Source organism: Pseudoalteromonas lipolytica, from assembly GCF_900116435.1.
In the GTDB taxonomy this organism is placed as follows: domain Bacteria; phylum Pseudomonadota; class Gammaproteobacteria; order Enterobacterales; family Alteromonadaceae; genus Pseudoalteromonas; species Pseudoalteromonas lipolytica.
In genome coordinates, this window is record NZ_FPAZ01000001.1 from 240,643 (window position 1) to 266,719 (window position 26,077).

Below are 26,077 nucleotides of genomic sequence, written 5' to 3' on the forward strand. Positions count from 1 at the left end.
TCCTTATTATTGTTGCTTAACGCGAAGTACAGCGAACGCTGCCAGTACGAGCGACACAGCACCTAGCACTAACGCATAAATGGGTTGGTTATCGAAGAAGTGGCGTAAAATCAAGCCTAAAACACTCGCCGCAAGTAACTGTGGGATAACGATAAAAAAGTTGAAAATCCCCATGTATACCCCCATTTTTTTAGTGGGTACAGAGGTGCTTAACATGGCATACGGCAGTGATAAAATAGATGCCCATGCAAAGCCTACTCCTATCATGGGCCAAATAAGTAGACTGGGGTCTTTAATAAAGATAAAGCTGGCAAGTCCCAAGGCACCCAGCACTAGATTGATTGCATGCGCCAGTTTTAAACCACACTTCTTAACGATGACCGGGATACATAATGCTGCAATGGCTGCAAACCCGTTGTACGCTGCAAACAAAACCCCAACCCAATCGGCTCCGTTGTTATAAGCCAGTGAGCCTGTGTCACTACTGCCGTAATGAAAACTGGTTACCGCTGAGGTTGTATAAATCCACATAGCAAACAGTGAAAACCAGCTAAAAAATTGCACTAAAGCCAGTTGCTTCATTGCCTCAGGCATTGTGAATACATCATTTACTACTTGATAAAAGCCACCCGAGGTTGCATTTTTAGCTTTTAACGCTCCCGCAATGAATTGAATAACACCAAAACTAATTAAACCACCCGCTAATAAATAAAGCTCTTTTTCAAGTGATAACCCCGTAACAATGCCCAGCACCACGATACCAAGCACAGTAAAAATAACCGCACCTTTATTAAAGTTTACATTACTGTGAGTGGCGTTCTGTGCGTCGCTGTGTTCATGTTCATTAAAGCTTTCAAGCTGTTCTGGTGAATATTCTTTGGTGGTAAATATGGTCCAAAAAACGGCAACAAGAAGTACAACTGCACCAAAGTAAAATGAAAACTTTACCGAATCAGGAATTTGACCCGCAGGTGCAGTGTTAGCAATATCAAACCAGTTTGTCATCATCCACGGTAAAGCAGAGGCAACAACCGCACCAATACCTATAAAAAAGCTTTGCATGGCATAACCAGTTGCACGTTGCTTCTTAGGTAGGTTGTCGCTTACCAGCGCACGGAAAGGCTCCATAGTGACATTAATAGAGGCATCCATAATCCATAGCATTCCCGCAGCAATCCACAGGCTGGGCGAATTTGGCATAATAAATAACGATAACGTTGTTAAAATTGCACCGTAGAAAAAGAATGGACGACGACGGCCTAGTTTATTCCATGTTTTGTCGCTCCAGTAGCCAATAATAGGCTGAACAATTAAGCCTGTTAGCGGTGCGGCAACCCACAAAATAGGGATGTCATCAACATTCGCGCCAAGGGTTTGAAAAATGCGGCTCACATTACCATTTTGTAATGCAAAACCAAATTGGATACCGAGGAACCCAAAACACATGTTCCATATTTGCCAGAAGCTTAGCGTTGGTTTGTTATTATTCATAATCAGCCTTTAGGGTATATACTGCGCTGCTTAAGCCGTTCAGTTTTAATTGAATGGGCGCCTGTTTTGTTAGGTCAGAAATAACAATGTCGGCATGACTTTCTAAGTTATCGGTAAGGGTAAGTGACGTGTGATTAAGCGTGGTGAGTTGCGTTGCATTAAGTGTAAATGACACAGTTTGAGACGCTTGTGAGAAGTTACTCACTACCAACACCAATTGCTGACCTAGCTTGCGGGTAAAGGCTATTACTTGCTCTGAACCAGTTAGCTCAACTGCTTGCATGTCACCGCCCACAATGGCAGGTAACGTATTAAGTGACATTAGTTTTGTGTAATAGGCCCGCAGTTCTGCTTGTTCTTTCGTTAATGCCCCACCATCAAACTTTCCATCATTCATCCATGCTTGATGCGCTGGCACACCCACGTAATCAAAAATACTGGTACGGGTTGGGTCGCCAAATCCAGCGTCTTCAGAGCCATCTTCACCCACTGCTTGGCCAAAATACAGTAATGTCGGCGAGCGAGTCATCAGTGTTGATACCACCATAGCTGGCTTCCCTTTTTCGCTGCTACCCGCAAAATCAGGACTGGCAATACGTTGCTCATCATGGTTTTCTAAAAAGTGCAGCATGTGCTCTTCAATATCGGCCACTTCGCTTTGGATATCAAAAATACTAGTGGCAGGTTGCTTACCTTGCATAACAGCTTTAACGGTATCGTAAAAACCAACTTTGTCGTAAAGGTAGTCCATCTTGCCTTGCTGAATATAAGGACGATAAAGGCTTGGGTTGTACACTTCAGCTAAAATAAACGCATCCGCTTTTTGCATTTTGATAGATGAATTTAAAAAACTCCAAAACTCCACTGGCACCATTTCGGCCATATCATAGCGAAAACCATCCACGCCTTTATCTAACCAGTAAAGCGCGATATCACGGAATTTATACCAGCTGTTTGGTAAGTCTTTGTCTTGCCAGAATGCATAGTGAGCGCGGTAGTCTTTACTCGCATAATCAGCTGGCAACGTTGGAAAATCATAACTGCCGTCAGGCTTAACACCGTAGTTAATTTTTACTGTTTCGTACCAATCATTAATATCTGGTTTTGCTTCGCGAGCTCCATTACCCGTCCATTTAGCGGGCGTTTCATCAAAGTGATTATCAGCAAGTGGGTGTGGCTGCCCACCTAAAACTTGGTAACCTTCACTTGTAGGTACTTGGAATGATTGGCCTGTGACATAGTAAAAGTTGTTATCACGTACGTAAGCTTGTGTTGTATCGTCTTCAGCACCAAAGTCTTTAATTCCTTTTGGTTTTGCTACTGAGTCATAATTACGCGCCACATGATTAGGCACAATATCGATGATGACTTTCATGCCATGTTGATGCGTACGTTCGATAAGCTCTACAAACTCTTCTAGCCGACGTTCAGGGTTTATCGCTAAGTCAGGGTTTACATCATAATAGTCTTTAACAGCATAAGGCGAACCTGCTCGGCCTTTTACAACGTCAGGATCATCTTGCGATAAGCCGTAGTGTGTATAGTCAGTCACTAACGCATGACGTGGTACGCCAGTGTACCAAATGTGGGTAGTACCAAGCTCTTTTATTCCCTTTAATGCTGCGTCATCAAAATCAGCAAATTTACCCACTCCGTTTTCTTCAAGCGTCCCCCATGGTTTATTTGTGGTGTTTGTATTACCAAATAAGCGGGTAAACACCTGATACACGACGGGCTTCGAGACTGTTGAATGTGTTTGCTGTTTTTGTGTGTGCTGTTGTGTTGTTGCTTCATTACCACAGGCTGCTAAACCTAAAATTGAAGCCACGACTAATGCAGTTAATTTATATGTTGTCATCACTACTTCATTATTCTGTAAATATCAGTTAATACTAATGTTAAGGGCTACTCACGGACAGTAAATGCATACGTATTCACCCTAAAACTCACAATTATTCAAGTTCAATTAAGCGTGCTTGCATGGCTTTTAAGCGAATAGGCACAGTTAAAGTAACAGATTCGTTGCTCATTAAGTCGACCCCCGTTTGAGTGTTTTTAAGTACTTCTTGCATATAACTGACATCCCACTCAAGGTCATGTAGGTTTTTATTCAATAACACCACAACTTTTTCACCATTGTGCTCGCGCACATAGCTGTAAACACCTTGCTTAGGTGAAAAATGCATTAAACTCCCTTCACTAAGCGCGGGCTTTTCTTTGCGCAGCTTCAGCAATGTTTGCATTGTGCTTAACATGTCTTTTTGGTCTTTAGAGAGTCCTTCACCGGTAAAGGCATTGACTGTATGTGCTCTAAAACCACCCGGGAAATCAATTCGAATATCGCCATGGTCGTTACTTGGGGTATTATCTAATAGCACCTCTGTGCCGTAATAAATTTGTGGAATTCCGCGTGTAGTCAACAGTAATGTCATTGCCAATTTTGTTTTAGCTAGATTTTGACCCAGCTCTGTATAGACACGGCTCATATCGTGATTGTCGGCAAACACTAAAATATTATCGGTATCTGCATATAAAAAATCATTCGCAAGTGATTGGTATACCCTGACCCAGCCCGTGTTCCAGCTTTCTTGTTCATTCAGTGCTTTAATAAGCGCCTCTTGCAATGAAAAATCCATGACACTGGGTAAGTCTGAGGTATAACCATCTTGATTTATTTTTCCGCGTTGCCAGTACGATGCAATTGCAGGATTACTAGTCCACTCTTCACCCACAATATTAAAATTGGGGTATTCGGTCATAATAGCTTTAGTCCAATCTGCTAAGAACGCTTTATCTGAGTATGAATACGTGTCGACGCGAATGCCGCTCAAGTTAGCGTATTCAATCCACCAAATGGCATTTTGAATAAGGTAAGTCGACAATAACGGTTGACGCTGATTTAAATCAGGCATCGACTCAACAAACCAACCATCATTAAATTGGCGCTTATCGTATTGGCTCGCATGTGGGTCTTGAATTGTTTGACGGGCATGCGTTGTGGCATTTTTACCTTTTTCAAACTGACCATCAAAGTTAACCCAATCAGCTGTTGGCATATCAGACATCCACTGGTGCGATGAACCAAAGTGATTAAGAACCATGTCCATCACTAAACCGATACCATGCTCTTTTGCTTTCACTGATAGCGTTTTATAGAGCTCATTACTGCCCATACGCGGGTCGACCTTGTAAAAATCTGTGATTGCATACCCATGATAAGAGTAACTTGGCATATTATTTTCAAGTACAGGTGTTAGCCAAAGTTGAGTGACGCCTAAATTTTCTAGGTATTCAAGACTATTAATCACACCTTGAATATCACCGCCATGGCGACCGCCCTTAAACTCAGGGTTTGCTGCCTCTTGCATTGAAGCAATACTATCGTTCGTTGGATCACCGTTAACAAATCGGTCAGGATTTATTAAATACAGCGTGTCTGTATTTGTAAATCCTGGGCGCTTTGCACTGTTTTTATTGCGGGTATTTAACCGATATGTAAAGACAGTTCCATCCGACGCTTTAAAGCTAAGTTCACCTGCTTTTGCATTATCGCTGATGTTTAAATTCAGAAATGCGTAGTTAGCATTATTCGTTGTTGTAACCCCTTTAAACTCAACGCCTTTGTAAGGCAACATCTGCCAAGTTTGTTTCGCAATGTTGCCCTCGTGAAGCATAACTTGTAACGATTCGTTCTGCATGCCCACCCACCAGCTTTCTGGTGAGGCAGTGATTGCATAACTCGCTGTCGAATTTAAAAACGTTAATACGGTGCTTACTGCAAAAATTGTATGTGTCTTTTTCATAATTAATTTTGTATTTTTTCTAAAAATTCACTGTGGCTGGGCAGCTGCTCAACCGTGCTATTAATCAAGGTTTTTAAATTGCTAAATAGCTCATTAAGCTGATTATCTGTTAAGGCATTTGTTAAAGGATGATAATCTTCAGCAATCAGGCCTTGCCCTATCAACACTTGTTGCCACGCGACTTCGGCAAATAACTCATCGTCTTCACGCACTAGCTTACCGCTGGTTTTAAATAGCGCTATTTTCTTAGCAAGGCTGCTTGGAATATCCATGCCCTTACAAAGACGCCAAAATGGACTGTCGTCTCGCTCTGTAAGTTTGTAGTGGAGAATAATAAAGTCACGAATTCGCTCAAATTCTGTTTTACTTTGTTTGTTAAATTCATCCACTAAGTTTTGCTTAATACCTTGATGTGGAAAAAACTTGATCAACCGGATAGCTGCACTTTGAATTAAATGAATACTGGTTGACTCTAAGGGCTCTAAAAAACCACTCGATAAGCCAACCGATACCACATTTTTATGCCACTGCTTTAAGCGTCGACCCGTTTTAAATTTAATAATTCGTGGCTCAGTTAAGGGCTTAGCTGGCAAGTTGTTTAGCAGCTGCTGTTTTGCATTTTCATCTGATAGATATCGACTTGAATACACCAAGCCATTACCAACACGATGTTGGAGTGGAATTTGCCATTGCCAACCTGACTCTCTAGCGATAGAGCGGGTATAGGGAATGGCGTTGCTTGCAGACTCACTTTGGACAGCTACAGCGCTATCACACGGTAACCAGTGCGACCAATCTTCAAACCCCGTATTCAGCGTTTGCTCTATAAGTAATGCTCGCAGGCCGGTGCAATCAATAAATAAGTCCCCTTCAATCAGGCTACCATCTTCTAGCTTTAACGCATTGATAGACCCTGTTTGATCGCATTGACTTATCGTTTCTATTTTTCCTTCAATGCGATTAACCCCCCGCGATTGGGCTAATTCTTTTAAAAATTCACCATAGCGTGTCGCATCAAAATGATACGCGTAATGTAAGCCCGCTAATTGGGTATTAGGAATGTTTTTGAGATGGGCAAATTTATGCGCTTTTGCAGCTTGGTAGTTGAGAGAGAAATCCCAAAAGTCAGGGGCGTTTTGTGTTTGGTTTGCTTTCAACCAAAAGTGATAAAATGCGCAAAACGGGAAGTCCTTACCTATTTCGCCAAAAGCGTGCATATAACTGTGCCCTTGGCTACGCCAGTTTTCAAACTCTATCCCCAGTTTAATGGTTGCACCAGTCGCCTTGATAAATTCTTTTTCTGAAATACCAAGAGCCCCATTTAAATGCAAAATAGGGGGAATACTTGCCTCACCAACGCCAACAGTGCCAATTTCGGCAGATTCAACGAGAGTAATATCAAGTGATTTTCCAAGCACTTTGTTGAGTAGTGCGGCGGTGATCCACCCAGCAGTTCCACCACCGGCAATCACAACTTTTGTTATTTTTTTTGCTTCCATAGTACACCTAACACCAATTTCAATTCATTGAGTGTAGCCCACTGATATAAAAAAGCCCTTGTAAAACAAATCACAAGGGCAATTTTCTATCGCTGTTTAAGCTAATTACAGCTTGTAGCTGAAACCTAACAGGAATGTACGACCGTAGTCTTGGTAATCACGTACTTGCAGTGCGTTATCACCTTGTAGAGACGTGAACGGCTCTTCTGTGATGTTTTGCACTTGGAATGTAACACTCAAGTTTTCGAGACCTTGGATACCGGCTTCTGCAAAATCATAGCCGATTTGAGCATCCCAAATTGTTTCGCCTTTGATATCAACTTGTGTGGTTGCAAATCCTGCTCCATAAATATCACCTTTAAAGTCGCTACGCTTACGCATGCTAGTACGTGCTTGGAAACCGTTGCGCTCAAAGTACACTGTTAAGCTATCAATTTGATCAGATAACCCTGGTAATTCATACTCATTACCATTTGGGTCTGTAATATCCTGCTCAACACCAGTATGGCTTGCGATTAAACCAAAACCATCCAGTGATTCACTGAACATTGTAAATGGCAGTGTTAATGAAAGCTCATAACCCCAAAGGTCACCAGAGCCACCATTTACTTTACCAGAACCGGTACCAGTTGAATTCGAAGGAATTTCACCCGTAGATGGGTCCGCCACACCACTCATATCGATTTCGTACTTACCGTCAAAAATCCATTGCGTGATATCTTTATAGAAAACTGCAGCAGCAAAGTACCCTTCTTCATGGAAGTAGTTTTCGTAGCTTAAGTCAAAGCCAGTTGCTTCTTTAGGCTCAAGTTCTGGGTTACCCCCAGAGACACTCCAGTAGTTTCCATTATCATCAGGTTGCTGATTATATGATGCACTTACAGATGCATTCATTTCATCCAAACGAGCACGAGAAATCGTTTTCGCAGCGCCGAAACGTACAGTTTGCTCTTCATCAATTGCAAACGATAAGTTTAAGCTTGGCAAAAAGTGGCTGTAGTCATGGCTAATATCTGTAGGAGAGACAACAACTTCACCATCAATTGTATTCGCAGCAAAACCTTGCGAAGACTGCTCAGTTTTAACATAGCGAACACCAATGTTACCTGTCACAGGGATTGAGCCTATTTCTGCATTGATATCAGCTTGAGCGAAGAACGCGGTTACTTCCTCCTGAACTGTCCAAGAGCGAGTTAAATGCTTTGAGTCATTTAAACTTTCACGGAATAAATCATAGTAGCCATCCTCAACAAGCGCATTTGTATCATAAGCAATCATGTCACCCATACCAATAAAGTCTAAGCTTGCGCTGCCTAAACGATATTCCTCAGGAACAATCATCATCCCTGGATTGTCGAGCGAGAAACCTGCTAATGTCATGAAGTACCCTTCTGACTCTTTGCTCTTCTCGCGATCACGAAATGACATACCAAATGACACGCGGCTAATATACGCGTTATCGAGGACTTTGCTTGCAGCAAGTTTCAATGTGCTTAGTTCATCATTAATTTCAGGTGCATTGATAAAACCATCTTGTGCCTGATGTTTATAACCGGAAATATCATTACCATCGGCATCGACTAGGCCGTATTTTAAGTTAAGTGGTTTACTTTCACCCCAAGATAGTGGGCCTCCTAACTGAATTAGATCGTAGTCACTGTAATCAAGTTCATGAGAGAACTGTGCACCAGTGTTACCGCCATCAAATACATAGCCTATATTATCTGCCACACCACGATCATTACCGCGGCCTGTACCTGAATAACTCTCTATACTCCAAATTTGACGCTCAACTTCTGAACGACTCGCATCAAACTCAACTGACCATTCGTCATTAATATCGTATTTAGTATTGAAACCAAACTGAGTTAGTTCTGCATTACGCTCTTCATAGTCATTACGAACAACAACACGTTGACCTTCTGTTACTGCACTAGTTATAAAACCAGAATTTTCATCAATAACCAAATTTGTTGCTGGAATTTCTTCAGCTGACATTGAGCCTTGACCCCAACCAAATGGCACCTCAATACCACGTAGGATTTTCTCATCAGAAAAATCAACATACAATGCATCGAATGTCATATTTAAGCGGTCATTCGGTGCTGCTTCAATAACGAGCATTGCTGAATCACGTTCAAGCGTCGATGACCGAACAAACGGCTTTGCACCACCTAACATTGAATAGGTATCTGTGTAACCTTCAACCTTTTTATCTGGGTAGCCCCATGAGTTCCAGCGTTTCTCTTGGTTAGGTGAGCTCATGGTGTTGTAAGCAAATGCAACACCGATGGTGTCATCAGCAAACTGATCAATGTATGAAACCGTACCACGGAAACCTTTATCGTCACCGTCTGGGTTTAATTTATCAAAACCTGTTTGCTCATATTGGCCATTAAACATGATAACTTGCTCGCCTTTACTTAAAGGCTTAACAGTTTGCATGTCGATTACACCAGCAATACCTTCCGCTTCGATACCTGCGCTTGGTGTTTTGTATACCGTTACGCCGCTCATTATTTCTGATGGGTAAAGGTCAAACTCAACACCGCGGTTATCGCCAATTGATACTTGCTCACGACCGTTAAATGTTGTTGCACTTTCGTTTTCACTGAAACCACGCACACTTACGCGACTAGCACGACCATCTAGACGTTGTGCTGTAAGGCCAGGAAGGCGTGCGATTGATTCTGCAATTGATGAATCAGGTAATTTACCGATATCTTCTGCTGAGATTGACTCAACAACTTCAGGAGTGAAGCGTTTCGTGTTAATAGATTCTACAACACTGCCACGAAAACCTTTTACTTCGATAACTTCAACGTTATCGTTTTTTGTTTTTTGGTCTTCTTCTGCAGCATACGCTACAAAGCTATTTAAACCTGCGGCTGTTAAAGCCAGAGTTAATATACTTGGTTTGAACATAGACATGATGTTTTCCCATTACCCAAATTGTAATGTCAACGCCTTGCAGTTATTCATGATAGCAATAGCTGTTAATCGCTGACTGATTTTGTTGTCAACACGAATATTAACGCTCAGATTATTTTCTTAACAAATTTATGCATACGTATTCAGACTAGACGATGCAAACAAAAATTAACAACAAATTTACACGCAGATGTTGTAATGCATTGTTTATTAATCGTTTATTTATAAAACAGAGACGTCAAATGTGAATGAAACATTTTTTATCCAACGTCGTATTGTATTGGGCACAAATACGTATGGAGCACGCCTCTACCTAGTTTATATAAAAATTGAATGTCATTTAAAAAAGGTAAACGAACGCAAAGTGTTAATTGGTCTTACCAAAAACATTTTGCACCTTTATGGTGAAAGCCAATTAAATTATGCACCACGTAGGCGCGTTGTTTGGTATCACTCTCAACGGCAAAAATTGGTAAATAATTTACTCTTAAAAATAATCGCTGTAAAAGTGGACTCAATCCCTTAGTTTTACAACGCTGGCAGATGAAATTACCGTGCATACGTATGCAGAGTTTTTACAGCATCCCACCCTTCACGTATGCTTTTGACATTCTGGCAACATATTAATAAGCGTTGCCCTAGGGTTTACATACACTGAGTGTCACGATGGAGAAAAACATGGCTCAAAAGCAGTGGTATAAAGGTGCGGTTATTTATCAGGTTTATCCGCGCAGTTTCCAAGACACCAATGGCGACGGCATTGGTGATATCAAAGGTATCATTGATCGCATTGATTACATTAAAAGCTTGGGTGTGGATGCTATTTGGGTTTCACCTTTTTTTAAATCACCCATGAAGGACTTCGGATACGACATTAGTGATTACCGCGATATCGATCCTATTTTCGGTAACCTAGACGATTTTGATGAATTAATTGCCCAAGCGCATGAGCGCAATATTAAAATCATCATCGATCAGGTATTGAGCCACACTTCAGATCAACACCAGTGGTTTCTCGATAGCCGTGAAGATAAAAATAATGATAAAGCTGATTGGTACGTGTGGGCTGACGCAAAACCTGACGGTACTCAACCAAATAACTGGCTGTCTATTTTTGGTGGTCCTGCATGGCAATGGGAGCCACGTAGAGGGCAATATTATTTACATAACTTTTTTGCTGAACAGCCAGATCTAAACTTCCATAACCCTGAAGTGCGTAAAGCCGTCCTTGATAACGTTGAGTTTTGGCTGAAAAAAGGCGTAGATGGCTTTCGTTTAGATGCCATTAACTTCTGCTACCATGATGCATTATTACGCGACAACCCCGCTAAGCCACCTGAGAAACGTCAAGGTCGAGGCTTTAGCGAAGACAATCCATATGCATTCCAGTACCACTATTACAATAATACACAACCTGAAAACTTAAGCTTTATGCAGGATATCCGTGCGTTATTAAATAAATACCCTGGCACAGTAGCCCTTGGTGAAATTTCATCTGAAGACTCACTAGCAACAATGGCTGAATATACATCGGGTGGCGATAAGCTTCATATGGGATATAGCTTTGAATTACTAACAAACGATTACAGCGCTGAGTATATTCGTAACACAGTAAGTACACTTGAAGAACGAATGACAGAAGGCTGGCCATGTTGGGCGTTTAGCAACCACGATGTTGAGCGTGTTGCGAGTCGCTGGAGCAAAGGGGATAACATCAACCCTGACCAATGCAAAATGTTAACAGCACTTCTTGCATCACTTCGCGGTAGTGTATGCATGTATCAAGGCGAAGAGCTTGGATTAGGCGAAGCAGAGGTTGCATTTGAAGACCTACAAGACCCATACGGGATAACTTTTTGGCCTAATTTTAAAGGTCGAGATGGTTGCCGCACCCCTATGCCATGGGATGCAAGTGATATAGAGCAAGCGGGGTTTTCTACAACAAAGCCGTGGTTACCTGTGGGTGAGCAGCACAAAGCAGTTGCTGTAAGCGCACAAGATGATGACAACAACTCCATTCTAAATGCATACCGTGAGTTTATGGCTTGGCGTAAAGCGAAAGATGTACTGCTAGAAGGAAGCATCGAGTTCATTAATACTGATGAGCCAGTACTTGCATTTTATCGCAGCCTCAACAGCACTAAGATGCTATGTGTGTTCAATCTAAGTGCACAACGCGCTGAATTTACAACTACTGATGTAATAACGCAGCAGCACAATGAACTATCACATCACACTGCTGAATTAACAGATAATACAGTTACTCTGCCCGGGTTTGGTTGTTTTTATGCAACTCTGAGTTAATCATCAGTTGTATTGTGAGAAGGCCCTGCATTATGCAGGGCCTTTTTTCTTAATGATTTGTTGTTTTACTATTAATATAATCTGTCAGCGCGAATAGCACGCCCGAAACAACAAAAGTAACATGTATTAAAACCTTCCACAGTAATTCATCCGTTGAATGATTTGCCGAACTTATAAACACCTTTAAAAGCTCTACTGCCGATATAGCCACAATAGCGCTTATTAATTTCATTTTTAGGCCAGAGAAGCCCACTTTACCCATCCAAACGGGTCTGTCTTCATGGTTATCTATATTGAGTTTAGAAACAAAATTTTCATAGCCACTAAAAATAATGATTAATAATAATCCCGCTAATAAAGCGGTATCAACCAGTGTCAAAATACCAACCAAGAGTTCCTGATTGCTCGCTGTGAATGTATTTAAGGCCATGCTGTATAAGTATTTAAAAAACTTTAATAGTAGAATCACAACCGCAACTAACAAACCGATAAAAAACGGGGCTAGCAACCAACGAGAGCGGAAAATAAAAGTTTCTACGACTCGCTCTAGTGTTGATGGAACTTTTTTAGGTTTTGTTTGCGACACTGACTCTGACATAACTACACGCTCATTTTATTTTTAAAATTATGTGGATAATACGTGGTTTACAATGCCAATGACTAGTTTCTACAGACAAAAAAATGATTATTTTTTGCTTATCTTAACGATAAAAATATTTCGTTATCTTTTTTAGATATTTAGTTTATAAATTCACTCAAGCAAAGTGGATAACAGTTTGCGTTCCATTACTGCGCTTTTCGATGGCAGTAACTATTAATTATGTTGATTAGGAATAATTAAATGAACAAAGCATTGCTAGCACTAATTTTGGCACCTGTATTAAGCGTGTCAGCGTCATACGCAATCGCTAACGAAGCAGCTGAAGCGTCACCAGAAATGATCAAAGAATTCACTGAAATGTGTTTAAACTGGGCAAAGGACGACGATATCAGCAATGAAGAATTAAAACCATACGTATTAAAATGTGTTAACGATGAACTTGAAGCTGAAGGCTTTAAGAAAGTAAAAGACGTACAAATCTAATTTATCGTTGATAGCTAATAAAAAACCGGAGTTGACACAATGATGTGCGCTCCGGTTTTTTATGTTCAGCTATTCTATTGCTTTAACAGACAGGCTACTTTTTAGCCTTTGTTGCAGCTTTCTTTTTAGCGGGGGCCTTCTTCTTACTTTCTTCGACCCATTTTCCACCTTGATAATGAGCTGTCCAGCCTGTTGCTTTGCCGTCTACCTCTGTCATCACATACTGTTCTTTATTTTTACGGCTATAACGAACAATTGATGGGTTACCATCTGGATCATGCGTAGGAGCATCTGCTAGGTAATAAAACTTCTCAGAAATACGGTCTCTAAAACGTTTTAATTCTTCAACTTTAGGAGCTCGCGTTTCCCGTGATTTCGGGAATGTATTCGCCGCTAAGAAAATACCCGACGCACCGTCACGCAGCACAAAATACGCCTCTGACTTTTCACACTCTAATTCTGGTAAATGAACAGGATCTTCTTTTGGTGGCGCAGCTTCACCATTTTTAAGTAGTTTACGGGTATTTTTACAATCATCGTTACTACAACCAAAATATTTACCGAATCGGCCTGATTTTAGTTGCATATCAGCACCGCATTTATCGCATTCGATTATTGGGCCGTCATACCCTTTAATTTTAAACGTGCCTTGCTCAACCACATAGCCTTTACAGGCTGGGTTATTACCGCAGACATGCAGCTTACGGGTTTCATCAATTAGGTATGAATCCATAGCTGTTTCACAGATTGGGCAACGCTTCATTTGCATCAACGTTTCTGTCTCGACGTCTTCAACATCGGCAGCAATGGCTTCATCACCAGATACAAGATTCATTGTCGTAGTACAGCGCTCTTTAGGCGGTAAGTTGTATCCTGTACACCCTAAGAAAACACCAGTCGATGCAGTACGAATCCCCATTTTACGGCCACAGGTTGGACAATCTATATCTGTTTCAACCATTTGGTTCTGACGCATACCACCTTGTTCTTCATCTCCTGAAGCGATTTCAAGCTGTTTTGAAAAGTCTGCATAAAACTTATCGAGTACTTGCGTCCAGATGCGCTCGCCTTCAGCGATATCATCTAGACGACCTTCCATTTTTGCTGTGAAATCGAAGTTCATTAAATCTTCAAAGTTTTCAACTAAGCGGTCAGTAACGATCTCTCCCATTTTCTCAGCAAAGAAACGACGGTTTTCAACTCGCACATAACCACGGTCCTGAATGGTTGAAATAATTGAGGCATACGTTGATGGACGCCCAATACCTCGTTTCTCAAGCTCTTTAACCAAGCTTGCTTCACTAAAACGAGCAGGTGGTTTTGTGAAATGTTGTTTCGGGTCAAGCTCAACTAAGCTCAGAATTTCACCTTGCTTTACAGCGGGGAGTGACTGATCTTCTTCATTTTTCTTACGCACAGCAGGCTGTACTCTTGTCCAACCATCAAAACGAAGGACACGGCCTTTTGCTTTTAATTGGTAATCACCCGCGCCAACCGTTAAGGTTGTTAAATCATATTCAGCTGGCACCATTTGACACGCGACGAATTGACGCCAAATTAACTCATATAATTTTTTCGCATCGGCTTCAACACCGTCTAAATGACCCGACAATACAGAAACACTTGAAGGACGAATCGCTTCGTGCGCTTCTTGTGCATTGCCTTTAGAGCTGTAGCTAATAGGTGCTTTTGGTAGGTACTTATCACCGAACTGCTCAGCAACATAGTCACGGCACATTTCAACCGCATCTTTTGACAAGTTGGTTGAATCAGTACGCATATAGGTAATATGACCTGCTTCATACAAACGCTGAGCAAGCATCATGGTCTTTTTAACACCATAGCCTAAGCGAGTGCTCGCGGCCTGTTGCATAGTCGATGTAATGAAAGGAGCACTCGGTTTGCTTTTACTTGGCTTTTCTTCAACGCTTACAACTTCATACTGAGCTTTCTCAAGGTCACGAACCGCAGACATTGCTTGCTGCTCGTTAACAGGCTTAAATGCCTTATCAGCGTGTTTTGTAACTTCAAGGCGTAAGGCAGACTCACTATTTTTAACATCGGCATGCACATCCCAAAACTCTTCAGGAATAAATGCTTTTATTTCACGTTCACGTTCTACCAGCAAACGAACAGCAACAGACTGAACACGGCCTGCAGAAAGACCGCGTGCAACTTTGGCCCACAACAACGGCGAGACCATAAAACCCACTACTCGGTCAAGGAAACGGCGTGCTTGTTGCGCATACACCATATCGGTGTTTAATTCACCGGGTGTTTCAAAAGCTTGCTGAATCGCATTTTTGGTAATCTCGTTAAAAACAACACGCTTATATTTCTCTGGCTCACCACCGATAATCTGTTCGAGGTGCCATGCAATCGCTTCCCCTTCTCTATCCAAATCGGTTGCGAGATAGATTTTATCGGCATTTTCTGCAAGCTTCTTTAATTCTTGAACGACTTTCTCTTTGCCAGGCAAAACTTCATAATGGGGTTCCCAGCCTTTCTCAGGGTCAATTCCCATACGTGCAACAAGATTTTTGTAATCTCGTTGTTTTTTATACGCAGCTTTTTCTTCTGGTGACATTTTTCGAACCTCAGCAGGGGTTTTCGTTGCTGCTGTTTTCGTTTTGCCTGAACCTGAAGTCGGTAGATCACGTACATGCCCAACACTGGACTTGACGATAAAATCGTTACCTAAGTATTTATTAATTGTTTTAGCCTTTGCTGGAGACTCTACAATTACAAGTGATTTGCCCATAGCTGCCTATTTCTGACCAAGAATTTTAAAAGTTTTTTGCCCTTATAAATGTATATCTATCACATCAAACAAATTAGTATGATTTATTAACATCGGAGCACGAATATTTATAGGTATATCTACAAACACCAATTGTTACAAGCTTTTAATCGAAACTTTTAACCATTGACTGAATAATTGAACAATTTTTGCTGCTAAATTAGCCAAAATGATAATTTGCTGTATTTTTATGGGGAATATATAGAACAGCAACAAAAATGCCAACCTTCTGGTTGGCATTTTTTTAAATTTAAACAATTAAATACTTGTTAACCATCATCACTGATTGCGATTGGAGCTGAGGTAACTAAGCCTTTACCTGTGGTAAATTGAACAACTAGGTTCCCCTCTGCTTTTTTATTTGCTTCAGCCTCTCTACTAATTGTTAAACCAAAAGACATGGCTGACGTTTGACTAGTATTAGGCAGCTCAAAGCCAGATGTTCCACTGTAATCACCATTATCAGTGCTCACTGAAACCGCCGTACTCGCTGGTAATGGGTTATTGTAAACATCTGAAAAATAAAGCTCGAAACTTAAAGCAGCCAATTGGTTGCCAACCATCGCTGTGGTTATATTTATTGAACCTAAATCACAGTAATCAGTGTTATCTGTAGGTTCTAAGTCCAAAATAACGGCAGTTGATGAGTCACCAGCTTGACGATAAATCGTATTACACTGCGCTATATCAACCCCTAATTGCATTGCATTGTCAGTAAAAACTGTTGGGTCTGCTGCAGTTTTTTCATTGAGAGCCGAAGCAAATCGATTACGTAACTCAGCTTTCGTAACGACAAAACGAGTGTATGCTTCACTGCCTGACATAACAATTTCAAAAGTATCCCGAATATCAATGACTTCTTTGGTACATAAACTTTCAAACGTTGCTCCCACGGTTGGGGTAGTCGCGCTTTCAGTACACACTAAACCATTGTATTTACCATCAGCAAGTGTATGCATTCCATTTAAGTCAATATCCCAATTTTCCTCAAATTGTCCTGCATTGGTATTTGTTGGGCTACAGGGATCAGTTGCATCACCTTCTTGGCAAAATTCAGCTGACTTCGTCACAGTGCCACTCACTGGGTCGTAAATAGCTGCTAAACCGTCATAGAAACCATTTTCATTATGGTCGATAAAAGCTTCTGGTAAGTCATAGCCACTGTAATATTCATTAGTATCAAAGCGGCCATTCCCATTAATATCAATATATGATTCTTGACCCTTTGCTGTCACCAACACCGTCGAACGTGCGCCTAATGGTACACCATCGTCAAAAAACGCAGCGTTTCTAATTCCAGCCATACAAGGGGCTGCGGAACCAAAATAAAGGTCACAATTGATAACACCTGTTTTCGGGTTGATACTGTTTATTTTATTGCCCCACTTATCCTCGGTAAATGGCTTTGGATTCTGTGAACGCCACTGCGCAACACATTGACCATCAACTGTATTACACTCAAGTTGAGGGTTAAATTCAGCACCATCAAGAGTGCCAACCGCCCCACCTTCTGTTGTTAAATACACAGCCGTACCATCTGGTACAGGGTTATTAAAGTGATCAGCTAAATAAACAGAGATATCCGTGGTATCACCAATATAATTAAGTGCTTCAATGTTAATTATAGTAGGGCCAGCTGTGAAACTATTACCATCGGGTAAACCTGAACTAATAGAGACTAAATCTGATACACTCACCACTTGCTCATCAAGTGACACTAATGATAATTCACCTACAGGACACGATACATTACCATTACGTTCCGCTTCTGCTTTTTGGCATTCTAAATACAACTCCTGCCAACACGTGACATTATTATTCTGATCAGCAGGTATGAGCTCTTCAGGTATATAACACGCCTGTACACGTACCGCTTGTGGCACAAAGCCAGCATTTACTTGAATGCGAGCAAGCCCTTCAGAATCGGTAGAGACACTTGCATGTGAATACCCACCTGCATCTGTTACCTCAGATAGTGAAATGCCACCGTTGGTTGAGCTTAAACGAAAATCCATTCGTTTTTGTTTTGCAGCATTACCGATTTCATCCGTTAGCTTAAATGTTAATTGACTGATTTCCTTACGAGATACGCCACCAGTTCCTTTTAACGCTAAAACATTTTCAGTGGCTTCAATGAATTCTATTGAACTGACTTCTGCAGCAGAAACAGGAACGTTTACATTAACTACTTTGGGCGTGCCACCGGTGAGCACTGTGGCTGTCACAGTATCACCTTGCGAAGTATTACATCCATTGGTTCTGTATGTAGCCGTTGCAACCCCGCTAATACTGGTTGCTTTTGAGTCCATTACAGCCAATCCCGACTCTACGCAACCAGACGTAAACTCAACATCGAGCGGTGTTACAATAGGGTTTCCGTTGCTATCAAAAATCGAAACGGTGATCACCGTAGTTGCACCAGCAGCCAATGGAACATATTCACCGTCGATTGGGTTACCTGACGCATCAAGTTTGTTGTATAGGCCATTGGTGATTTCAACATTAAGCTCTGCGGTGGCAATTTCAAATGCTTTTGAAAGAGTCACTGACTTGGCTGTCACCGACACTTCACCTGCACCACTGTTTGCACCTGGTTGTAGTTTTAAAACCGCGAAACCAAAAGGATCCGTTAATGCTTTGCCAGACTCAGGTAATAAACGACCTAGGTCAGTAGATAACTCTGCGATAATTCCTTCAATTCCATCACCTGAGCTGGTATCGGTAACTTTAACCAGAACGTCAATGAGTTGATCAGATGAAAACTGATTAACAACAACACAGCCCGATGATAAATACGTTGTTTCTAATGAAGTCGTATAGCGATTAGCATCCCAGTCTGCCGCACAACCTTTTAAAAGCTTAATATCAAGTGCGGCTTCTGCATTTTCGATTGGGGCATCATCACCACTCGAAATAAAACCGGCGATTTTAGTAATTGTGTTACCACTTTCATCAGTGTATGTAGCTACAACTTGACCCGCGCCTTTTGAATTACCGCTACTTAAAGTAACAAATGCTTCGCCGTTGGCGTCTGTAAGTGCCGTCCCTAATACAGGCGTAATTTTACCTGTATAGTTGGTAGAGAAAGAAATCAGTTGACCTGCTAAAGGCGTCTCATCGTCTAATAGAGTGGCTGTTACTGTTCCTTTATTATCTTTACTTACTGGGTTTTCTACACTAAATGGGAGGCCTGAGGCATCAACAATAGAGACGCCCAATGTCACTGTGCCACTCACACTTGAATCATCTGACTCAGAACCGTCTGATGTAAATGCAAATGTATCAAAATAGGTTTCGCCACTGACAGTATAAGAGGCTGTCACAATACCCGCACCGGCAACATCACCCGCTGTAAGCGTCATGAGTGCGTTACCATCGTTATTTGTTAATGCTGTACCTGATGAAGGGGTTAGCGATCCAATATCATCGGCAAGTGTGAATGTAACTCTTTGACCCGAAATCACCTCATCATCACGTTTTAAAGTAGCAACTAGGTCTAATGGTGCACCAGCGGTTACTTCATTATTGCTTGTTTGAGTTCCTTTAACAAAACCATTTAATGTAACCGTGAAAGTTTGATCGCCAGTTTGCGCATTGTCGCCCGCTGTTGAAAAGCTAAAACTACCAGAGAAAACAGTACCTGAGCTTGAGGTAAAACTGGCAATAATTTCATCTGCGCCAGCTTGGGTGCCTGCGTTTAATTTAACTTCAGCATTACCTTCACTGTTAGTCAGCGCTGAGGGTTGATCTAAAGTCCCCAAGTTATCCGCTAATGAAAATGTTACTTTTTTACCTGTTACATCTGAATTGCTACTCGTTAAAGAGGCGCGAATCATTAAGGGCTGATCGGCTGTTACATTATTCGATTCAGTACCATCAGCGCTATACCCTTGCACTGTTATTGTATAAGTTGGGTTATCAGTAGTATTCCCACCGTCTAATGAACCCCCTTCTTTCTCAAGTGATCCACCACCGCCACAGGCGACTAAAAGTGAGCTGAAAACTATAACACTTAGCCATCGCAATAAAGGCATTGACCTCTCCCTAGTTAGCTATTTTCATATTTACATTATTGTTTACCTGATATTAACCTAAAATCTGGACGAATATCATAATTATTTTATCTGAATTGCATCGAATTAATTCTAATATTTATCGAATTTTTCTGTATAAAAATCTTCATGCTGGTAGGCTATGGCAAAATTTATAAAAATATAGATTAGGTGTATGTCAAAAGTCCGTTCATTGAGTCTCACATCTCGTATCATGATTGGTATGGTCTTGGGTGTGATCGTTGGTTTTATCTTCCAAGCAATTTTAGCGGGTGAAGACGATTTCCTTATTCCATTAGGGTTATTCTCTTTGCCAATTAAAGCATTTTTCGTTGATGGTATTTTCCACATTGGTGGTCAAATATTCATTGCCAGTTTAAAAATGCTCGTCGTGCCCCTCGTATTCGTTTCCTTGGTGTGCGGTACGTGTAGTTTAAGCGATCCAAAAACACTGGGCCGTTTAGGGGGTAAATCAATTCTACTTTACTTGGTTACAACAGCGATCGCGATTACTGTTGCGATCACACTTGCACTGTTATTTAATCCTGGCGAGGGTATAAATTTACCGTCAGATGCAACCTACAGTGCGAAAGAAGCCCCGACTCTTGCGCAAGTTATTATTGGGATGTTCCCAACCAATCCAATTGATGCAATGGCAAATGGAAATATGCTACAAGTTATTGTTTTTGCACTTCTTTTTGGTGTAGCAATGGCTTTAAGTGGTAAAGCAGGTAAGCGAGTTGCTAGTGTATTTGAAGACCTTAACACTGTTATTTTAAAGCTTGTAACACTGCTAATGAACATTGCACCTTATGGCGTGTTCTTTTTAATGGCAAAACTATTTACAACCATCGACTTTAAACTGATTAAAAGCTTGGCACTGTATTTTAGTATTGTGATGCTGGCATTATTTATCCACGGTTTAGTGAACTACAGTATTCTTTTAAAAGTGTTAACAGGACTAAACCCGATAACGTTCCTAAAGAAAATGAAAAATGCGTGTCTGTTTGCATTTAGTACATCAAGTTCAAGTGCAACGATGCCAATCACACTGGAAACTGCCACTAAAAAATTAGGAGCTCAGAACTCAGTAGCTTCATTTACGGTCCCATTAGGCGCGACTATTAATATGGATGGCACCGCTATCATGCAAGGTGTTGCGACCGTATTTATTGCGCAAGTATTTTCTGTTGATTTAACTATATCAGATTACTTAATGGTTATTTTAACTGCGACTTTAGCCTCGGTTGGTACTGCAGGTGTACCCGGTGTTGGTCTGATTATGCTAGCGATGGTGTTAAATCAAGTAGGCTTGCCTGTAGAAGGTATCGCTATCATTATCGGTGTTGACCGTTTACTTGATATGACGCGAACAGCTGTCAATGTAACTGGTGACTGTATGGTGACATGTGTGGTAGCAAAATCGGAAGGACAGTTCGATGAGAAAGTCTTTAACGACCCTGACGCAGCCAAAGACCTAGAAGATTATCACAAATCAATTAAATAAATTTGGTCAATAAAAAACCCGCTCCTGAAGCGGGTTTTTTATTTGCATGAAAGCGAATAAATTTAAGGATTCATTCCTTTAAAACGTGACATTAAATTTACCCCTGCTTGGCTGATACTTGAACTCAGACCCACCGCGAGTTTATCCGTTAAGTTCTTTTTAACTTTGTACTTTACTTTATAGATTTGGCGTTCATCCGCTTGGTTTAGCAAGATATCATCACTGGTTTCAATTTTGTCCACTAAGCCTCTATCAAAGGCCTGAGTTGCAAACCAATGTTCACCTGTGGCAACCGAATCGATATCAAGTGAAGGACGTTGTTCACTCACGAAGGTTTTAAATAAACCATGTGTTTGTTCTATTTCCTCTTTAAACTTCTCACGGCCCTTCTCTGTATTTTCACCAAAGAGTGTCAAGGTGCGTTTGTATTCACCAGCAGTGATTTGCTCAAAATCCACATCATTCTTCTTCAAAATTTTATTGAAGTTGGGTATTTGTGCAATAACCCCTATAGAACCGACAATTGCAAATGGCGCAGCAACAATTTCGTTGGCAACGCACGCCATCATATAGCCACCACTGGCTGCAACCTTATCAATTGCAACGGTTAAATGAATACCAGCATTGCGTAAGCGTTGCAGTTGAGATGCAGCAAGCCCATAGCCATGAACCACTCCACCACCGCTTTCTAAGCGTACCAATACTTTGTCTTTTTCTTTGTCAGCAATGGTAAGAATTGCAGTGATTTCTTCACGTAAACTTTCAACTTCATGGGCATCTATACTTCCATTAAAATCAATCACATATAATCTTGGCTTAGGGTCTTTATCTTGCTGCTCTTTGGCCTCAGCTTTTTGTTGTTTAAAGTAGGCCTTAAGCTCTTTTTTAGAGAGCGTATTTTCAATAAAGTTTTGCTTAAGATCAGCCAATTGCTCACTTAAATCATCAATGCTTATCTCGCCTTTTTTAGCCTTTGGCTTAACAGCAGCACCCACAATAATCGCAACGATGGCAGCAACAGCAACCACAAAAGTAAGGGTTTTGGCAAAAAACAAGCCATATTCATATAAAAATTCCAAACACTCTCTCCATTAATTGTTAATTCGCCACAATTTATCATGCTTTAAGGCAAAAAAAAGCCACATTATGTGGCTTTTTACTTAATTGGCGGATTTCACTTATTCTGTGACAACATCCGTATTCGTAACCTGTAGAAATTGACCGCGAGCTGCTAAGAAAGTCCCTATTTGCAGCTGCATTTCAGTGGTCGCTGCTGCGCTCTCTTGCGCTGTTGCACCTGAGTCTTCAGTAGGCACAGGTGTTAGCACAGAGCTGTGATGTCCTTTAGTAAACTTAACAACATAACTCATAGGATCTGCGGTAGGCGCTTGTGTTTCAGCCACTGTCGTTAACCCCATAAGCTTTGCAAGAGGCAGACTCCCTGCAATTGGGTTGCTTGCAACCATCGGTGGAATAACTTGGTCTGCTTTATTATCTGCACCATCACCCACAACAACACTCATGTATACTGGTGTACCAAGCGCTGCAACTGCAGATGCATAGTTAGAGGGATCGCCACTGTCTAGTGCGGTTTGTGCTGCAAACGCAAATTGCGTTACTACGCCTTGAATATTAGCAAGTTTTTCGGTTTCACCAGCCATAGTTAATGAACCCACATACTCTTTATATGCACATGCTACAAAAGCCGTTTGATCAGCGGCTAAAGAACCACAATTTGAAAGTGCTTCATTTTGTGAATACGCACTAAACTCAGCCGACTCTTCAATACCAGCAGCAAGTAACACAGAACCTTGTACAAATGGGCCAAACCTAGCTGATTCGATTAAGAAACTAGCAAGACCACCGCCACCACTGGCCAGTGCAACGCTTTTTACATTAAACAGTGGATCAACTTGTTCATCCAACGGTGAATTAGCAACCGCGATAAATGCAGGCGCCACTACAGAGCCCAGTGAATGGCCAAGGAAAGAGACATCTTGTGCATTAAGATCAGCTTGGCCTGTGAAGTTCAAGCCCATACGTAAACCTAATAAATCAGCTACCGATTGACGTAAGCTATCACGTGCAACTAATAATGACTGCAAGTTCATGTAGCTTAACACCGACCCAGTCGATGCATTAAAATCATCGGTGCCATCGCCATTAACATCAACACCGCGCTCACCATGTCTTGGGTGATCAATTGCTACAGTCGCAAAACCTTGAACTGATAACTGAGCCGTAATGGCTAACATGTCTTCTTTTTTAGACGTAATACCATGTTGTAAAATAACAATTGGCCAACCACCCTCTGGCATTACAAGCTCATCTTCTCCTAATTGCACTCGGACAGCATTAATTACAGGCAAAATTGGCTTCGTAATTTGCACCGGTACATTAGCCATGCTCTGTGTTTTTGGGATGGTATTGTACTTAGTTAGATGTTTCGTTTGGTCAAGCCCTAAATCACGCAATTTACCACCACTTAGCGCCATACAAAGACCATCATTCTCGCTAATTGGATCCGTTGGAAATGATGCTCCCGCAGAAGACGCATAACCAAGTACTGCCACACCACTGTCACACAACCCTTGCCAATAGGTTGCCGACAAATCACTGACATCAGTCCCCGTCGGTGTACCTAGGTACATGGGTAGCATCACGCTGCCTTTTTGATATTGCACCCCTGCAAAAGCTGGCGATAAACCAGTAATACCCCGTGATGCAAATACTTGCTCAACTGTCATAACAGGTCGCTCTGGGATTTGCACTGTAGGACGCGGTAAAGCGTCTTGGGTTAGGCTGGCAGCTAGCAGTTGTTTAACAGTGCCTAATACTTGACCTGCTGATTGCATTGTCATTGCCGCAGAGTAAATAATGTCATCTTTACTGATTTGGCCACCTGAAGTGACAGCATTTTCATAGCTGTTAATAACTGCTTGAAGTGACTTTTGAGAATCAGTAATAAGCGGTGCTTCTTCACTAACAAGCGCATACGTAGACGAAGGCTCAATTGAACGACCTTCAGAGTCCAACAACGACGTCGTTAATACATTTATATATGTACTACCCGCTTTAAATGGTTTTAGCGGAATAACAGCGACAGAATCACTCGAACCTTGCGTAATAAAATCAACACCAAAAGTGAGTTCTGATACCAGCTTACATGCAATACCTGCAGGTACTTGTGAACAGGTCTCATCAGTTTGACTTGCACCCATCACAACTTCAAAAATACGTACAGCACCAGGCCCCCCCGCCGAAGCGGCATCAAGCGAAACACCTGGAGGGAATGCGAGGTCGATTTTAAACGGAGTCTGTGTTGACCAACCATCGAGTGCACCCAATGCAAGTTGAGGATTAGCATACGCGGCACGAGGAACACTGACATTGTTGTCATCTAATTCGCCAGGGATATTCAGTGTACCGTCTAGTGTGCCACTCATTAATAAGTCATTTGGCACAGAGATAACACTGTTGGCAGGGTCAAACTTAACTGTCGCGCTAGGGATGATAGGAGGGCTGTCATTTTTTACATCTTCTAATGTTTCTCCTCCACCACAGCCGGTAATGACTGATGCAATGGCTAGTGAAAGTAGCAATTTTTTCATAATTTCGCTCCGCGCAAATCTTATTGTTATTGTGTGTTCAAGTATAAAAGTAGTCGCTAGACTGCCTTTAGTTAAGTTAATTTAATGTAATTAGGTTATTAATAAGACATTAGACCAGTTAAAGTTAACGTAAAGTTTCAATTTTCGCCACCTTAATTTGCAATAAATTCGATAACTTGGCTTTTTGCTATGGTAAAATAGAAAAAAATGTAATCAATGGTACTTTTATGCACACATATAAAGCTGCTGAGAATGCGCTAAAAGACAAAGTAATTCTAATAACAGGTGCCGGTGATGGTATTGGTCGCGTTGCCGCATTAACCTATGCAAAGCAGGGTGCCACTGTTATTTTACTTGGAAAAACAACCAGTAAACTTGAAGCTGTTTACGATGAAATTATCAATGCGGGTGGTCCACAACCTGCTATTGTGCCAATGGACTTAAAAGGCGCAACTAAGCAAAACTACCGTGATCTAGCTGCTACTATAGCACAACAATTTGGTAAATTAGACGGACTCCTCAATAACGCTGGAATTTTAGGGTCGCTCGGCCCGCTTGAGCACTTTTGCGTTTCAACTTTCGAAAATATCATGAAAGTTAATGTGACAGCGCAGGCTATGATCACTAAATATATGTTCCCAGTACTTCGTAAATCGCCGAGTGCTTCTGTGATATTCACATCGTCAGGCGTTGGCCGTAAAGGGCGTGAGTTTTGGGGAGCATACGCTATTTCAAAATTTGCAGTTGAAGGGATGATGCAAACATGGGCATCTGAAGTAGGTAAAACTAATATCCGTATTAACTGTATTAACCCTGGTGCAACACGGACAGCCATGCGCGCGTCTGCCTACCCAGGTGAAGACAGAGATAAATTGGCTACTGCAGAAGATTTAATGCCAACCTATTTATATCTGATGAGTGATGATTCTAAAGAAGTGAATGGTCAATCACTTGATGCACAGCAAAAATAAAAAACGCGGGTATTAAACCCGCGC

General features: G+C 41.4%; 14 protein-coding genes. 4 read left to right on the forward strand and 10 right to left on the reverse strand.

The genetic code is table 11. The annotated features are described in order from the left end of the window. Positions 1-6: 6 nt before the first annotated feature. The 5 genes from BM378_RS01060 to BM378_RS01080 all read right to left on the reverse strand — a co-directional run bounded on the left by BM378_RS01060 (position 7) and on the right by BM378_RS01080 (position 9,724). Entirely contained in the window at positions 7-1,491 is a 1,485-nt protein-coding gene (locus BM378_RS01060; RefSeq protein WP_074988286.1) for an MFS transporter, read from the reverse strand. After that, complete coding sequence (locus BM378_RS01065; RefSeq protein WP_074988288.1) at positions 1,484-3,349, reverse strand: alpha-amylase family glycosyl hydrolase; 1,866 nt, start codon at positions 3,347-3,349, stop codon at positions 1,484-1,486. The genes BM378_RS01060 and BM378_RS01065 overlap by 8 nt, the downstream gene beginning before the upstream one ends. A 94-nt stretch (positions 3,350-3,443) precedes the next feature. After that, positions 3,444-5,294, reverse strand: coding sequence for an alpha-amylase family glycosyl hydrolase (locus tag BM378_RS01070; RefSeq protein ID WP_074988291.1), 1,851 nt, complete (start codon positions 5,292-5,294; stop codon positions 3,444-3,446). A 2-nt stretch (positions 5,295-5,296) separates the two neighbouring features. Next, positions 5,297-6,793: a tryptophan halogenase family protein gene (locus BM378_RS01075; RefSeq protein ID WP_074988292.1), complete on the reverse strand. Its 1,497-nt coding sequence runs from the start codon at positions 6,791-6,793 to the stop codon at positions 5,297-5,299. A 105-nt stretch (positions 6,794-6,898) separates the two neighbouring features. Next, positions 6,899-9,724: a TonB-dependent receptor gene (locus BM378_RS01080; protein ID WP_074988294.1), complete on the reverse strand. Its 2,826-nt coding sequence runs from the start codon at positions 9,722-9,724 to the stop codon at positions 6,899-6,901. A gap of 678 nt (positions 9,725-10,402) precedes the next feature. Between BM378_RS01080 and BM378_RS01090 the strand changes: the two genes are divergently transcribed. Next, positions 10,403-12,028, forward strand: a complete 1,626-nt coding sequence (locus BM378_RS01090; protein ID WP_036968853.1) for an alpha-glucosidase family protein — start codon at positions 10,403-10,405, stop codon at positions 12,026-12,028. A gap of 49 nt (positions 12,029-12,077) precedes the next feature. Here the strand turns inward: BM378_RS01090 and BM378_RS01095 are convergent, their stop codons facing one another. Next, complete coding sequence (locus BM378_RS01095) at positions 12,078-12,626, reverse strand: TIGR00645 family protein (RefSeq protein ID WP_036968856.1); 549 nt, start codon at positions 12,624-12,626, stop codon at positions 12,078-12,080. 243 nt (positions 12,627-12,869) lie between these two features. On the opposite strand from BM378_RS01095, the gene BM378_RS01100 reads away from it, so the two are divergent. Further along, a complete protein-coding gene (locus BM378_RS01100) occupies positions 12,870-13,112 on the forward strand; it encodes a hypothetical protein (protein ID WP_074988298.1) in 243 nt (80 codons plus the stop codon). 94 nt (positions 13,113-13,206) lie between these two features. Here the strand turns inward: BM378_RS01100 and topA are convergent, their stop codons facing one another. Both topA and BM378_RS01110 read right to left on the reverse strand, forming a co-directional pair. Continuing rightward, positions 13,207-15,873: a type I DNA topoisomerase gene (gene topA / locus BM378_RS01105; protein WP_036968862.1), complete on the reverse strand. Its 2,667-nt coding sequence runs from the start codon at positions 15,871-15,873 to the stop codon at positions 13,207-13,209. Positions 15,874-16,181: 308 nt separating this feature from the next. Then, on the reverse strand, positions 16,182-19,946 hold the full coding sequence (locus tag BM378_RS01110; protein WP_074988300.1) for an Ig-like domain-containing protein: 3,765 nt from the start codon (positions 19,944-19,946) through the stop codon (positions 16,182-16,184). Positions 19,947-20,139: 193 nt separating this feature from the next. On the opposite strand from BM378_RS01110, the gene BM378_RS01115 reads away from it, so the two are divergent. Continuing rightward, positions 20,140-21,471 carry a dicarboxylate/amino acid:cation symporter gene (locus BM378_RS01115; protein WP_036968865.1) on the forward strand — a complete coding sequence of 444 codons (1,332 nt, stop codon included), beginning with the start codon at positions 20,140-20,142 and terminating at the stop codon, positions 21,469-21,471. Positions 21,472-21,533: 62 nt separating this feature from the next. Here the strand turns inward: BM378_RS01115 and sohB are convergent, their stop codons facing one another. After that, the gene (gene sohB / locus BM378_RS01120) at positions 21,534-22,550 is read right to left on the reverse strand and encodes a protease SohB (RefSeq protein WP_065979832.1); all 1,017 of its coding nucleotides are present in this window, start codon (positions 22,548-22,550) and stop codon (positions 21,534-21,536) included. A 99-nt stretch (positions 22,551-22,649) separates the two neighbouring features. Then, positions 22,650-25,082 (reverse strand): VolA/Pla-1 family phospholipase, encoded by a 2,433-nt coding sequence (locus tag BM378_RS01125; RefSeq protein ID WP_074988302.1) that lies wholly within the window; start codon positions 25,080-25,082, stop codon positions 22,650-22,652. Positions 25,083-25,309: 227 nt separating this feature from the next. Between BM378_RS01125 and BM378_RS01130 the strand changes: the two genes are divergently transcribed. Then, positions 25,310-26,053: a YciK family oxidoreductase gene (locus tag BM378_RS01130; RefSeq protein ID WP_074988304.1), complete on the forward strand. Its 744-nt coding sequence runs from the start codon at positions 25,310-25,312 to the stop codon at positions 26,051-26,053. Positions 26,054-26,077: the final 24 nt, after the last annotated feature.